We start from the raw sequence: 12,819 nt of genomic DNA on the forward strand, positions 1-12,819 counted from the left end.
ATCTGCACCTGGTTCGGAGTGACCGTGCCACGCCATCTGCACTTCACATAGATTTATGTGGTGGTCACCGATTCGTGACCGCACAGTATCTGCACCTTTTCGAGCGGAACGCGGGCGCTGGAAGCTTGTCCACGAGGGGCCAATCACGGTCAAGCATTTTGGTGCGAAGGGCGACGGAGTTACCGATGACTACGCGCGGATCGTCCTCGCCCGGAAATATTGAATCGCGAATCAGGCAGAACTTCTGTTTCCGGGCGGACGGAACTGCACGTACGTGATCAGCCAAACATTGGGGCTGGGCTACGCGAATCTATGTGTGAAATGGGAAGGCGGCGCGACGATTAAACGTACCTGCACCGGTATCGCCGTGCGCATGCGGTCGACCTCCGGAACAATCTTCAATGTCAGGCTAGACGATCCTCGGATCGTCGGCAACGAAGGGACTACTCACCTGCTCGACGTCGAGTATGTGAGTCACATTCGGATCGACAACCTGGACGGACGAAACTGGACCGGCGCTATGCTTCGCCTGCGCGGAGTCATCGGGGCAGTCATCATGAATCCGATCTGCTCGCTCAACGAGGAAGCGTTCACGACGACGCCGGCGTACGGCATCCTGGGCGACGAAGTCAGCGCGGGCAACTATCGTGTGAACGTCGAAATCATTGATCCGGTAATTGAAGGCCCGAACTTCGGCGTGTCGTTCGCGAGCGCCCAGAACTGCAAGATCATTGGAGGCACTTTGGAGGGCTGCGGCATCGGTCTGGACATCGGAACGAAATCGCCGCAAGAGAGACCGCGCGCTTGAAGGAACGTGCCCGGAGCAAACAGCTTGAGGAAGCCCGCAATGCAGCTATGAAACGAGAAACAATCCTACGCGTTGATGCTGCTGCCGCTCGCGGCGCTGCTGGCGGCGTGCGCGACGACCTTGCCGAACTCCGCCGGCAACTGCCCGACCTTGCCGCAGGCGCCTGCCGCGATTGAGCCAATGCCCTCGGAGACCTATTCGGCCAGTACGCAGCGCGATATGGAGAACTGGCGGAGAAGGCTGATCGGCACGCCAGCAACGCTCAGACCCTGATCTATGCGTGGCCGCGATGAGCGATCATTGAAGGGTGGAGAATGTTATCGGTCCCCACGCTCCAAGTTTTGGCGCCTCGTCGCCGTGTGATCGCAAGTGCGTGTGCTGTGCGTGGGTTAAGTCATTCACGCATCTTGACGGTCTGTTGGGAATGCATGTCAGGTGGATTGCAAAAGGCCCAGAAATTGCGAATTACAACGCAAAGAAGGCCTTTCGAGAAACGCTTCGTATATCGGCCACCTTTGTGCTCAAACACGAGCTCCGCGCCATCGAATGTTTGCAAGAACTGGTCTTGGTCCATTGGTGCAATCTGGCCAAAGCACTGCAAAACGCTACCCTTCGAAATTGATTCAAAGGCTCTCGCCGGCAGGAATTCGCTTGGACTACCCAATTGCGCTTGACTCGAAGAGTTCACCCTGAAGTTCAGATCAACTCGTGCATTCGTTGCTGGGCAATGCACATAACAGGCAACCGGTGAAATGGTACCCCAACGTACGGAGAAGCTGGGTTGGAAGCCGTGTACAGTCACCGGACTGTCGCGAGCAGATGACATAGCGAGCAGGCCGGAGAAATCCCATGAAACCGATCTCAATGGATTGTGGAGCCACAAGACATACCGAGGTACGAGTCGACCGGGCGGCGGTGTGCGCAGGAAGAAAACCAGGGCGGTTACACCACAGGCGCCGATAGCTGCGCCGACGATCACTAGAAGCGTCGGACTATCTTTGAGCAGTCCCCATTTTTCTTCTGTCCACCCTAGTAGGAGGCCGGCGAAAACGCTCCCTAACAAAAGCTTCGCAGCCAGACTTGCTGCCAGTCCGACGAAGAATCGTTTCACGAATTCCGCCACCGCTGTCCCCGTAAGTATTAGACGCTGTCTAATAACTCGTCTAAAACACACAAACAAAAAAGCGGCCGCTATTTCTAGGGGCCGCATATTCGTTGGTGGGTCGTGAGTGGCTCGAACACTCGACCTACGGATTAAGAGTCCGCTGCTCTACCAACTGAGCTAACGACCCAACGAGCCAAAGATTATAGCAACGTTTTCCTGCGCGCGGAAGCCCTCCATGCGAACTGGAGGACGCCCCGGCTCAAAAAACCCGTCACTACGATCTGCCGGGTGGCATGTCACCCGGCCGACCCCACATCACTTCTTCGTACAGGCCGGCAGGGTCGGCCGTACCGTCGCCAGCGCGGGCAGGTCGTCCGGGCCCGGGGTGTTGATGGTGTAGGTGCAGCCGTAGTTCGGGTCGGCGACGACCGACTGGGTCATCACGTCGTCGCCGGACGGCTTCACGCCGCGCTGCTCCCAGTCGGCCATGGCCTGGAAGGCCGCGACCTGTTCGGCGACCGAGAAGTCGCAGTGGCTGGGGGCGCGGATCGCGCGCTGGACCAGCCACTTGTCGCTGCCGTTGGCCCTGGCGCGCTCGTTGTAGAGCTGCTCCATGCGGAAGGGCACGTACATGTCGCCCAGCGTGTGCAGCGTCACGACCGGCACGTCGAACTGGCCGTTGACGGCGGGGATCCAGCGCAGGCCGTCGCTGCGCTGGCGGTTCGCATCGGGCGTGCCCTTGATGCGGAAGACGTCGCGGTTGAAGGCGGCTTCTTCCGCCGAGATGGCCGGGTCGCTGTCGAGCTGGTAGACGATGCGGGTGGTGTCGAGGTTGTTGCGGTTGAGGATGCCGTTGATGGTGCCGTCGGCGCCGAAGCCGTTCCACAGGATGTCCTGCAGGACCTTGATGCGGAAGCCTTCCTCGAAGATCGGACGCGGTCCGCCGGTGAGGTGCATGACGGCGGCCTTGAGCTTGTCGCCCTGCGGTGTCGTCGTGGCGGGGTAGCTGGTCCACAGGGCGCTGACCAGTGCCGGGCGCAGCTTCTCGAAATCCGGCGTCGGGAATGTCGTTGCCGGCATGCCGGCGAAATGCTGGGCCGCGGTCTGGTAGGCGGCGAAGTAATTGAACAGTTCGGTGTCGCCGAGCACGCCGCAGACCGGGACGGCGCCGCTGTACCGGACCTTGTTGATGGCGGTGCGCAGGGTCTCCTGTTCGACGGCGGCGGCGGCGATGTGCCCGCCCATCGAGCGGCCCATGATGTAGATCTTCTTCGGTTCCGCCAGGGTGCGGCCTTTTTCGGCGGCGATCTTCGTGAAGGCGAGGGCGAGGGCATTCGTGTCCTCGACGCCTGCGCGCACGTCGTAGTAGTTCTTGCTGTAGCTGGAGGCCGCCCAGGCGTAGCCGTTCTCGACCAGGTGGCGGCGCACCTCCGGATTGGTGACGCGCAGGTCCTGGCCGGTGCCGACGTAGCCGTGGGTGTACATGACAAGCATGCCGTTCCAGTTCTTCGGCACTTCGATCCGGTAGCCGGCGCCGCCCAGGACGCCGCTCCAACGGTCGGTCTCGATGCTGCTGCTTGCCAGTGCGGGGAAGGCGAGGCCGGCTTCGGGCATCCTGAAGCTGCGGCTGTCGTGGACGCGCGATTCCTCGGGCACGGGAAGCTGGCGGCTGGCCTGGCCGGCGCATCCGGCGAGGCCGAGGAGGGCGAGCGCAAGGGCGCCCGCGCGCGTGGCGGTGATCTTCATTCGGTGGGTCTCCTGTTGAGGGGTTGCCGGTTTGTCGCCGGTCTGTTCTGCAGTGCAGTTTTGCGTTTTATTTCTGACCGCGCTTGTCACGGTATCAGCAGGCGAGGCGCGGCGTCAACCGTTCACCAGCACCGAACTCTGCCCGGCGTGCGGCCACCCATCTGCATGGAAGACAACGTCGAACAAGCCTTGCAGGATGGCGCGGTCAAGACACCCGGCTTCGCGACGGAACACTTCATGCTCCTGCCGCTGTCGCCACTGGAGTCGCGCATGCTGTTCGAGGTCCTGCTGCAGGACGAGACGCTGCGCGAACAGGTGCCGTGGATCGCGGTCAAGCATCCCGGGCGGGCAATGAGCGGGGCGCGCCTGGTTGAGCAGAAGACGGCATGCGGCCAGTTCAAGGTCTGGAGCATCACGCGACGGGCGCCGTATGTCGACGTCGGCGCGGTGGTTGCCCGCAATACCCCGGACGGCATCGATGTGGAGGTGATGCTCGATCCACGCTTCGATGCCGATGACGCGCTGGACGAGGTGTTCGCCCCGGTGCTGGCGTGGCTGGACTTGCGTTCCGAGCAGCTCTGGCGGGCGGCGCGGCTGCACTGAATGCAGCCCGCCTGGCGCGGCTTCAGTGATTGAGGACCGAGGTGGCCTTCAGTACTTCATCCGCCGTGGTCGCGCCTTCGATGATCTTGAGTGCGCCGGCGATCCGCAGCGGTTTCATGCCGTCCTGGATGCTTTGCGTGCGCAGCGCGTGGATATCGGTCTGTTCCTTGATCAGCTTGGCAAACGGCTGGCTCACGGTCAGCAGCTCGTACAGGCCGGTACGTCCGCGGTACCCGGTCTGCCGGCATTCCGGGCAACCGACCGGCCGGTACACGGTCTGCGGCTTCGGCAGGTCCCTTCCCTCGGTGAGCGCGTGCCAGGTGTCGTCGGACAGGTCGCCGCCGGGCTGCTTGCATTGCGCGCAGAGGGTCCGCACCAGGCGCTGCGCCATGATGCCGATCAGCGTCGTCTCGAGCAGGTAGTAGGGCACGCCGAGCTCGAGCAGGCGCATCACGGCGGATGGCGCATCGTTGGTGTGCAGGGTCGACAGCACCAGGTGGCCGGTAAGGGCGGCCTGGATCGCCATCTCGGCCGTCTCCAGGTCGCGGATCTCGCCGACCATGATGATGTCCGGGTCCTGGCGCATCAGTGCCCGGACGCCGTCGGCGAAGGACAGGTCGATGCCGTGCTGCACCTGCATCTGGTTGAACGCGCCTTCCACCATCTCGATCGGATCCTCCACCGTGCAGACGTTGACCTCGGAGGTGGCAAGCGCCTTCAGCGTCGTGTAGAGCGTGGTGGTCTTGCCGGAGCCGGTGGGGCCGGTCACCAGGATGATGCCGTGCGGGCGGGTGGTGAGCTGGTCCCAGCGCAGCGCGTCGTCAGGCGGAAAGCCGAGCTCGGGCAGGGTCTTGACCACGACGTCCGGATCGAAGATCCGCATCACCAGTTTTTCGCCGAACGCGGTCGGGAGCGTGGACAGCCGCAGCTCGATTTCCTGGCCGCCGCCGGTCAGGGTCTTGATGCGGCCGTCCTGCGGCCGGCGCTTCTCGATGACGTCCATGCGTCCGAGCAGCTTGATGCGGGCGGTCATCGCGATCAGCACCGCGATCGGCACCTGGTAGACCTGGTGCAGCACGCCGTCGATGCGGAAGCGGATCACCCCGAGGTCCCGCTTCGGCTCCAGGTGGATATCGGACGCACGCTGCTCGAAGGCATACTGCCAGAGCCAGTCGACGATGTTGACGATGTGCTGGTCGTTGGCATCCAGCGTCTTGTTGCTCTTGCCGAGCTCGACCAGCTGCTCGAAGTTGTTGCGCAGGGATACATCCTGCGTACCGGACTTGTTCGCGCCCTTGATCGACTTGGCCAGCGTGAAGAACTGCGCGGTGTACTGCGCAATGTCGAGCGGATTGGCGACCACCAGCTTGACGTTGCGGCGGGTGATCTTGGCGATCTCCGCTTCCCACTCGGTAATGTAGGGCTCGGTGGTCGCGACCACGACCTCGGTCGCCGTCATGTCCACCGGCAGGATGCTGAACCGCGTCGCATAGGTGGCGGACATCACGTCGGCCACCCGGGTGAAGTCGATCCTGAGCGGGTCGATGCGGAAGAAGGGCAGGTTCACCTTTGTCGCCATCCACTCCGTCAGCCAGTCCAGCGTGAGCAGCTTGTGCGGCGCCGTGGCCGACTGCAGCTTGCACTGGGCCACGGCGGTGAGCGGATGCATGGTGACGGTGGCATTGCGCAGCAGGGCCTGGGCTTCGTTGTACTTCGCCTTGGCGACCGCCTTGTCGATGATGGCGTCGGCCATCAGCCAGGTGAACAGCTGGTTCAGGTCGATCCTTCTCGCCGCGGGCCTGGCTGCCTGAGAGGCGGCCGCGCCTGCGGTCGTGCCCGGCGGGGACGCCGGCTGGAGACGTGCGTTCATGGTCATTCTCCTTTTTTCTGGCGCGCGCCGTGCCAGGCCTTGATGCCGTTGACCCAGGACTTGGTGGGCAATCTGGTGGCGGCGGTGATCTGCTCGGCGCGCGCGTACAGGGCGGGGAAGTCGAATTCGCGCGGCGTCCTGAAACCCAGCACCACGACGTTCCCCTGGTGCACCGGCGCCAGGCAGACGGTGTCCGCAAACGCGTACCGGATCGCCTTGTAGTTCTTCGGATAGCTGGCGTGGTCGCCGAACAGGTTGACCGTCATGATGCCGTCCGGCTTCAGGCAGGCGGCGCAGGCCGCGTAGAACTCGGGCGTGTCCAGCACCGGACCGCGCACGGTGGCGTCATACAGGTCCACCTGCAAGGCGTCCAGCGTGCCGTGGTTGGCAGGGTCCATCACGAAGTCCATCGCGTCCATCTCCAGCACCGACAGGCGGTCGTCGTCCAGGGGCAGCTTGAACATCGAGTGGCAGACGGTGATCACCGCGGGATTGAGCTCGACCGCGACGACCTGGGCCTGCGGGAACTGGCGGTAGCAGAACTTGGTCAGCGCGCCGGTGCCGAGGCCGAGCTGGGCGACGCGGGCGGGCTGCTCGTTGAACAGCATCCAGGCCATCATCTGCTGCGCGTATTCCAGTTCGATCCAGTCGGGCTTGCGCACCCGCATCGCACCCTGTATCCACTCGGTGCCGAAATGCAGGAAGACCACGCCTTTTTCTTCGGACAGGGTGACGGGGGCGAACTTCGGCTTGCGCGGCCGGGGAGCAGGCCTGGCGGTCCTGGCGTCCCCCGCGTCGCTGGCGGAACCGGACTTGCCCGGGCCCGATTTGCGGTTGGCCTGCGCTTCGATGGACTTGCGTTTGATGAGCATGAGGAGGATAGGGCCCGGCGGCGATGATTTCCGCAATTCTACATAAGGATATTCCGCCACTGCGCGAGTTTCTGCTCAAACGAAATCTGGGCGTTGGCCGGCGAGGACGAAGGCAGGACCAGTGTTTCAAATCCTGCATCGGCGAAACCGGGCGCGAACCGCCCGGCTGCCTTGCCGTTGAAGCATACCTTGCGCAGCCGCGGGCAGCGCGCATGCAGCAGGTCGAACTGGTTCGCCTGGGCCTGGCGGATCGCACTGTCCAGGCTGCCTTTGCGCACGCAGGTGGCCAGCACGTCCCATACCCCGATGCCCCGGGCCAGCAGGCCCTGCAGGCGCTGCGGATAGGGACGGGCCGCGAGGTCCTCGCCCAGCACCGCCGACACCAGCGGCCAGAACTGGTTGCGGGGGTGGGCGTAGTACTGCCGGGCGACAAGCGAGGCGTTGCCGGGGAAGCTGCCGAGGACCAGGATCGTGGTGCCGGCATCGAGCACCGGCGGCAGGCCGGCAAGCAGGGCGGGAGGCGTCTCCCGGGAGAGGGCGGAAGGCGGAGCGTTAGGCGCAGACATGAAAATTATTGTATCCGTGCGACGGACGTGTGCAACTTGCTAATATGGCTGCATCCCGCATTTCAGGAGCAGACATGGGCAGGAAGGTCATGATCGTCACCGGCGGCAGCCGCGGCATCGGCGCCGCGACGGCGCAGCTGGCAGCGGTCCAGGGGTATGCGGTTTGCCTGAGCTATCTGCACAGCGCGGCCAAGGCGGACGAAATCGTCACCGCCATCCGCGACAGCGGCGGCGAGGCGATCGCGGTCCGGGCCGACGTCGCCGACGAGACGGACGTGGTGCGGCTGTTCGAGACGGCGGACCGGGAACTCGGCACGCTGACGGCGCTGGTCAACAATGCCGGCATCCTGGAGCGCCAGATGCGGGTCGACCAGATGGATGCGGCTCGCCTCAACCGGATTCTCGCGACCAACGTCACCGGCAGCTTCCTGTGCGCGCGCGAGGCGGTGCGCCGCATGTCGACCGCCAGCGGCGGGAGCGGCGGCGCCATCGTCAATGTCTCGTCGATGGCCTCGCGTCTCGGCTCCCCGGGCGAGTACGTCGACTACGCGGCGTCCAAGGGGGCGGTCGACAGCCTGACGCTCGGGCTGTCAAAGGAGGTCGCCGCCGAAGGTATCCGCGTCAACGCGGTGCGCCCGGGCGTGATCTACACCGAGATCCACGCCAGCGGCGGCGAGCCGAACCGGGTCGACCGGGTGAAGGACACGGTGCCGATGCGGCGCGGCGGCGATGCGCTGGAAGTCGCCCACGCCATCCTGTGGCTGGTGTCGGAGCAGGCGTCCTATACCACCGGCAGCTTCATCGAGGTGTCGGGCGGGCGGTAGGGGTAGGTTACTGCCGCGACGACCGGCTTGCAGTCGACCCGCCATCCCGCGGATACGAACGGACCCATACAAGCGGATCGTCGCCTTCCCTGTGTGCGATCGTGTACGCACCGGGCCGGGCCGCGGGGAGGCTCGCGGAATCTGTCGGCAACGGCATCGGGTGCGCAAATGCATTGACTTCTCCGGTGAAGATCCGGGACAGATGACGCGCGATAGCGGGGTAATGTGCGGCATCCACCTGCCCGCCATCGACACCTTCGGACAGCCTGTCCAGCGCGTCCGTACACGTCGTGCGCATTGCATCGCGCCGGGCCGCGGTGGCGGGTGCCTGCGCATCCGCCTCCAGGCGGTTCAACAGGGCCAGCATCGCGTCGGCGAATGCATCGTCAAGCCTGCCTTCCAGGCCATTCCGGAACTGTTCGTAGGCCAGCGCATCGCGGCGCTCGTTGCTGGCCGGAGGTTCGGGCACGATTAGCCTTGCTCCTGCGACCGTGCGCCCGGCCGTTCCGCCGTGGGTATGGTGGAAACTGCCTCGCGCCGCACGCGCTCTGCCAGGATGCAACAAGGGGCTGGGCGTCGACATGCCGGGCGTCGTCCGGTCTTGCGAAACCGCCGCCGAACCCGCGGGCGCATGTTCGGGCTCGGGCGACCAGCGGGGGCTGGAGGCGGCGGAAGACTGCGCAGAGTTCGTCATCATGGTGGCATTCCCGATAGTGAGTGGAGGCCTTGAGTGGCCTCTGCCGGGCGAGAGTTCGGGTGAACCGCAGCGACGACGATGCGGCAGCACGACGCTTCCTGGCGCCGTCAGGGCCGCACCGCAGCCCATGCGGCGTCGGCAAAAACATCGCGGTATGCCTTGATATCCGTCTTCGCGCGCCCCGACAGCCACAGCCGCGCATAGTCATGCGCCGGTCCCGTGATCAGCGAGCCGTAGCATTCCGGTGGAAGTTTCTTCAGGCGGCCGGCGTCGATATGCGGCGCAAACCATTCCAGCACCTCGCCGACCTTCGCGCGCGAGCGTTCCAGTACAGACGTGCCCGCCTCGCTCTTGCTGATCGCGCTGCGGCTGTACAGCACGAAGCGGGCCTTTTCCGGATTCGCCGATACCCAGTCCACGTAGGCGTGCACCACCCCCTTCACGCCGTCTTCGGCGGTTTTCGCATCGGCCAGGGCCGCCATCTGGATCGCGTGATAGCCGGCCAGCGCATCGAGATAGAGCGCGGCCGCGATGCTCTCCTTGTTGCCGAAGTGGTGGTACATGCTGCCGACGCTGGCGCCGGAGCGCTCCCGGATCATTTCCACCGTCGTGCCGTCGATGCCGTGTTCGGTGAAGCAGGCAAGGGCCGCCTCCAGGATTTCCTGTTTCCTGCTTGTCTTTTCTGTCGCCATGCCTGGTCCGCGTTGACTAGAACGATATTCTAGAATAATATTCTAATGGTCGCCCGGCTCGCAACGGCGAGCCCGTGGCGACCGCAAATTTACAGAAGGGCCGACGCCCTGCCAAGGAGATCCAGATGAACCAGACACTCGCGATGTACCAGTCCATGGGCAACCAGGCTTTCAGCAAGGCCGTGACAGGCATAGCGCCGTACTTCTCGACGATCGAGCCGAGCTTCACCGCCTTGCGTCCCGGTTTCGCGGAAGTGACCTTCGCCAACCGGCGCGAGGTGCACAACCACATTGGCACCGTGCACGCGATCGCGCTCTGCAACGCGGCGGAGCTGGCTGCCGGTACCATGACCACCGTCTCGGTGCCGGAAGGGCGGCAGTGGATCCCGGTCGGGATGAACGTGCAGTATCTGGCCAAGGCAAAGACCGACATGCGGGTGGTGGCGGATGGTTCCGGCGTGGACTGGAGCCGCACCGGCGACGTGGAAGTGCCGGTGGATGCCTACGACATCGAGGGCAAGCGGGTCTTCGCCGCACGCATCACGATGAACCTCAGGTAAGACGCCCCAGGGGGAAAACACCATGAACCTCGTGCTTCGCATGCTGTACGTGCTCGTCCTGTCGCTGTTCCGCGAGCGCCTGCCGGCAGGGCCCGCCACCAGCCGCCTGCGGCTGCGGACGCTGCCGAACGACCTCGACGTCAACCTGCACATGAACAACGGCCGCTACCTGACCATCTGCGACCTGAACCGGGTCGACCTGTTCATCCGCACCGGCCTGGCGACAGTGATGCGGCGGCGGAAGTGGATGCCGGTGATCGCCGAGCACACGATGACCTACCGCCGGCCGCTGAAGCTGTGGGAACGGTTCGAGGTGTCGATGGAGCTGACGCACTGGGACGAGAAATATTTCTACATGACCCATACCTTCATGCGCGGCGACCGGGAGGTGGCGACCGGGACCTCGCTGGGCGTGATCCGCTCGCGCGATGGGGTCGTCAGTCCGGCCGAGGTGCTGGCCGCGGTGATGCAGTCGCGCCAGGTCCCGGCCTGACGAAAAAAAGCCGCCTTGCGACTGCGCGCACGGCGGCTCCAGGTTGCTCCCGATATGGCGGGACCGGCTTACTTGCCCGCCATCCCCAGCAGCATCTCGTTCAGGCGCTTGACGAAGCCGGCCGGGTCGGCGAGGTTGCCGCCTTCGGCCAGCGCGGCCTGGTCGAACAGGAGGTGCGACCAGTCGTCGAACTTTGCCTCCTCGTACTTCAGGCGCTGCACCAACGGATGGTCGGGATTGATCTCGAGGATGGGCTGCGACTCCGGCGCGTTCTGTCCGGCGGCCTTCAGCATGCGCAGCAGGTTGCCCGACAGTTCGTTCTCGTCCGCCACCAGGCAGGCGGGGGAATCGGTCAGGCGGAAGGTCACCCGTACGTCCTTTGCCTTGCCGGACAGGGCCGTCTTCATCTTCTCGACCAGGTCCTTGTATTCGGACTCGGTCTGCTCATGCTGCTTCTTCTCGGCTTCGTCTTCCAGCTTGCCGAGGTCGAGGTCGCCCTTGGCCACCGAGACCAGTTCCTTGCCTTCGACCTCGTGCAGGAAGGATAGCATCCATTCGTCGACGCGGTCGGTCAGCAGCATCACCTCCACGCCTTTCTTGCGGAAGATTTCCAGGTGCGGGCTGTTCTTGGCGGCTGCGTAGGTTTCGGCGGTGACGTAGTAGATCTTGTCCTGGCCTTCCTTCATGCGCCCGATGTAGTCGCCGAAGGAGACGGTCTGGGCGTCGCTGTCGGTATGCGTGGAGGAGAAGCGCAGCAGCTTGGCGATGCGTTCCTTGTTGGCCTGGTCCTCGCCGATGCCTTCCTTCAGCACCTGGCCGAACTCCTTCCAGAACGTCGCGTACTTGTCCTTCTGCGCCTGGTCGTCGCTGTTGGCCAGTTCCTCCAGCAGGCTCAGCACCCGCTTGGTCGAGCCGTCGCGGATCACGCGCACGTCGCGCGACTCCTGCAGGATCTCGCGGGAGACGTTGAGCGGCAGGTCGGCGGAGTCGATCACGCCCTTCACGAAGCGCAGGTAGACCGGCATCAGCTGCTCGGCGTCGTCCATGATGAAGACGCGCTTGACGTACAGCTTGATGCCGCCGCGCTTGTTGCGGTCCCACAGGTCGAACGGCGCGCGCGCCGGGATGTAGAGCAGCTGGGTGTATTCGCTGCGGCCCTCGACCCGGTTGTGGGTGTAGGCGAGCGGCGCCTCGAAGTCGTGCGAGACATGCTTGTAGAACTCTTCGTACTGCTCCGGCGTGATGTCGGACTTGCTGCGGGTCCAGAGCGCGCTGGCCTGGTTGACCGTCTCGAATTCGTCCTTGACGACGGTTTCCTTCTTGTCCGCGTCCCATTCCTCCTTCTGCATCAGGATCGGCAGGGAGATGTGGTCGGAGTACTTGCGGATGATGGACTTGAGCTTCCAGACCGACAGCAGCTCGTCCTCGCCTTCGCGCAGGTGCAGGATGATGTCGGTGCCGCGCGACGCCTTCTCGATTGGTTCCACGCTGAAGTCGCCTTCGCCGGCGGATTCCCAGCGCACGCCCTGGTCGGCGGGCAGGCCGGCGCGGCGGCTTTCGACGGTGATGCGGTCGGCGACGATGAAGGCGGAGTAGAAGCCCACGCCGAACTGGCCGATCAGCGCCGCATCCTTCTGCTGGTCGCCGGACAGGCGGGAGAAGAACTCCTTGGTGCCGGACTTGGCGATGGTGCCGAGGTGCTCGATGGCGTCCTCGCGGCTCATGCCGATGCCGTTGTCGGCGATGGTGATGGTGCGGGCCGCCTTGTCGAACGTGATGCGGATCCTGAGTTCCGGATCGTTTTCGTACAGGCCGGCGTTGTTGATGGCTTCAAAGCGCAGCTTGTCGGCTGCGTCGGACGCGTTCGAGATCAGCTCGCGCAAAAAGATTTCCTTGTTGGAATACAAGGAATGAATCATCAGCTGCAGAAGCTGCTTTACTTCCGCCTGAAAACCCATTGTCTGCTTTTCGGCTACGACCATT

General features: G+C 64.2%; 14 protein-coding genes and 1 tRNA gene. 6 read left to right on the top strand and 9 right to left on the bottom strand.

The window, feature by feature from the left end; genetic code table 11:
- Nucleotides 1-274: 274 nt before the first annotated feature.
- Entirely contained in the window at nucleotides 275-808 is a 534-nt protein-coding gene (locus VIM12_RS03640; protein WP_331940258.1) for a hypothetical protein, read from the top strand.
- A 75-nt stretch (nucleotides 809-883) separates the two neighbouring features.
- Entirely contained in the window at nucleotides 884-1,081 is a 198-nt protein-coding gene (locus VIM12_RS03645; protein WP_331940259.1) for a hypothetical protein, read from the top strand.
- A 121-nt stretch (nucleotides 1,082-1,202) separates the two neighbouring features.
- Here VIM12_RS03645 and VIM12_RS03650 read toward each other — a convergent pair whose 3' ends face one another.
- The 3 genes from VIM12_RS03650 to VIM12_RS03660 all read right to left on the bottom strand — a co-directional run bounded on the left by VIM12_RS03650 (nucleotide 1,203) and on the right by VIM12_RS03660 (nucleotide 3,659).
- Entirely contained in the window at nucleotides 1,203-1,919 is a 717-nt protein-coding gene (locus tag VIM12_RS03650) for a hypothetical protein (RefSeq protein ID WP_331940260.1), read from the bottom strand.
- Between the two features lie 105 nt (nucleotides 1,920-2,024).
- Nucleotides 2,025-2,100 (bottom strand) — tRNA-Lys (locus VIM12_RS03655).
- A 128-nt stretch (nucleotides 2,101-2,228) separates the two neighbouring features.
- Nucleotides 2,229-3,659 (bottom strand): alpha/beta hydrolase, encoded by a 1,431-nt coding sequence (locus tag VIM12_RS03660; protein ID WP_331940261.1) that lies wholly within the window; start codon nucleotides 3,657-3,659, stop codon nucleotides 2,229-2,231.
- Nucleotides 3,660-3,824: 165 nt separating this feature from the next.
- On the opposite strand from VIM12_RS03660, the gene VIM12_RS03665 reads away from it, so the two are divergent.
- Nucleotides 3,825-4,262, top strand: coding sequence for a GNAT family N-acetyltransferase (locus VIM12_RS03665; protein WP_331940262.1), 438 nt, complete (start codon nucleotides 3,825-3,827; stop codon nucleotides 4,260-4,262).
- A gap of 22 nt (nucleotides 4,263-4,284) precedes the next feature.
- Here VIM12_RS03665 and VIM12_RS03670 read toward each other — a convergent pair whose 3' ends face one another.
- Genes VIM12_RS03670 through VIM12_RS03680 form a run of 3 tightly spaced genes read right to left on the bottom strand, consistent with a single transcriptional unit; the run spans nucleotide 4,285 to nucleotide 7,570 of the window.
- Complete coding sequence (locus tag VIM12_RS03670; RefSeq protein ID WP_414691744.1) at nucleotides 4,285-6,132, bottom strand: GspE/PulE family protein; 1,848 nt, start codon at nucleotides 6,130-6,132, stop codon at nucleotides 4,285-4,287.
- A gap of 2 nt (nucleotides 6,133-6,134) precedes the next feature.
- Nucleotides 6,135-7,004 (bottom strand): methyltransferase domain-containing protein, encoded by an 870-nt coding sequence (locus VIM12_RS03675; protein WP_331940263.1) that lies wholly within the window; start codon nucleotides 7,002-7,004, stop codon nucleotides 6,135-6,137.
- Nucleotides 7,005-7,042: 38 nt separating this feature from the next.
- Nucleotides 7,043-7,570 (bottom strand): DNA-deoxyinosine glycosylase, encoded by a 528-nt coding sequence (locus tag VIM12_RS03680; protein WP_331940264.1) that lies wholly within the window; start codon nucleotides 7,568-7,570, stop codon nucleotides 7,043-7,045.
- Between the two features lie 74 nt (nucleotides 7,571-7,644).
- Between VIM12_RS03680 and VIM12_RS03685 the strand changes: the two genes are divergently transcribed.
- Nucleotides 7,645-8,394 (top strand): SDR family oxidoreductase, encoded by a 750-nt coding sequence (locus VIM12_RS03685; protein WP_331940265.1) that lies wholly within the window; start codon nucleotides 7,645-7,647, stop codon nucleotides 8,392-8,394.
- 7 nt (nucleotides 8,395-8,401) lie between these two features.
- Here the strand turns inward: VIM12_RS03685 and VIM12_RS03690 are convergent, their stop codons facing one another.
- Nucleotides 8,402-8,863: a hypothetical protein gene (locus VIM12_RS03690; protein ID WP_331940266.1), complete on the bottom strand. Its 462-nt coding sequence runs from the start codon at nucleotides 8,861-8,863 to the stop codon at nucleotides 8,402-8,404.
- A 335-nt stretch (nucleotides 8,864-9,198) separates the two neighbouring features.
- Nucleotides 9,199-9,783 (bottom strand): TetR/AcrR family transcriptional regulator, encoded by a 585-nt coding sequence (locus tag VIM12_RS03695; protein ID WP_331940267.1) that lies wholly within the window; start codon nucleotides 9,781-9,783, stop codon nucleotides 9,199-9,201.
- Nucleotides 9,784-9,908: 125 nt separating this feature from the next.
- Between VIM12_RS03695 and VIM12_RS03700 the strand changes: the two genes are divergently transcribed.
- Entirely contained in the window at nucleotides 9,909-10,343 is a 435-nt protein-coding gene (locus VIM12_RS03700) for a hotdog fold domain-containing protein (protein ID WP_331940268.1), read from the top strand.
- A gap of 22 nt (nucleotides 10,344-10,365) precedes the next feature.
- Complete coding sequence (locus tag VIM12_RS03705; RefSeq protein WP_331940269.1) at nucleotides 10,366-10,836, top strand: acyl-CoA thioesterase; 471 nt, start codon at nucleotides 10,366-10,368, stop codon at nucleotides 10,834-10,836.
- Between the two features lie 68 nt (nucleotides 10,837-10,904).
- Here the strand turns inward: VIM12_RS03705 and htpG are convergent, their stop codons facing one another.
- Nucleotides 10,905-12,818, bottom strand: a complete 1,914-nt coding sequence (gene htpG, locus VIM12_RS03710) for a molecular chaperone HtpG (protein ID WP_331940270.1) — start codon at nucleotides 12,816-12,818, stop codon at nucleotides 10,905-10,907.
- Nucleotide 12,819 lies beyond the last annotated feature (1 nt).

The organism is Noviherbaspirillum sp. (assembly GCF_036563305.1).
Lineage (GTDB): Bacteria > Pseudomonadota > Gammaproteobacteria > Burkholderiales > Burkholderiaceae_D > Noviherbaspirillum.

Coding starts and splice junctions, on each gene's coding strand:
- VIM12_RS03645 (WP_331940259.1), top strand. CDS start 884: ATGCTGCTGCCGCTCGCGGCGCTGCTGGCGGCGTGCGCGACGACCTTG.
- VIM12_RS03660 (WP_331940261.1), bottom strand. CDS start 3,659: ATGAAGATCACCGCCACGCGCGCGGGCGCCCTTGCGCTCGCCCTCCTC.
- VIM12_RS03665 (WP_331940262.1), top strand. CDS start 3,825: ATGGAAGACAACGTCGAACAAGCCTTGCAGGATGGCGCGGTCAAGACA.
- VIM12_RS03670 (WP_414691744.1), bottom strand. CDS start 6,132: ATGAACGCACGTCTCCAGCCGGCGTCCCCGCCGGGCACGACCGCAGGC.
- VIM12_RS03675 (WP_331940263.1), bottom strand. CDS start 7,004: ATGCTCATCAAACGCAAGTCCATCGAAGCGCAGGCCAACCGCAAATCG.
- VIM12_RS03680 (WP_331940264.1), bottom strand. CDS start 7,570: ATGTCTGCGCCTAACGCTCCGCCTTCCGCCCTCTCCCGGGAGACGCCT.
- VIM12_RS03685 (WP_331940265.1), top strand. CDS start 7,645: ATGGGCAGGAAGGTCATGATCGTCACCGGCGGCAGCCGCGGCATCGGC.
- VIM12_RS03695 (WP_331940267.1), bottom strand. CDS start 9,783: ATGGCGACAGAAAAGACAAGCAGGAAACAGGAAATCCTGGAGGCGGCC.
- VIM12_RS03700 (WP_331940268.1), top strand. CDS start 9,909: ATGAACCAGACACTCGCGATGTACCAGTCCATGGGCAACCAGGCTTTC.
- VIM12_RS03705 (WP_331940269.1), top strand. CDS start 10,366: ATGAACCTCGTGCTTCGCATGCTGTACGTGCTCGTCCTGTCGCTGTTC.
- htpG (WP_331940270.1), bottom strand. CDS start 12,818: ATGGTCGTAGCCGAAAAGCAGACAATGGGTTTTCAGGCGGAAGTAAAG.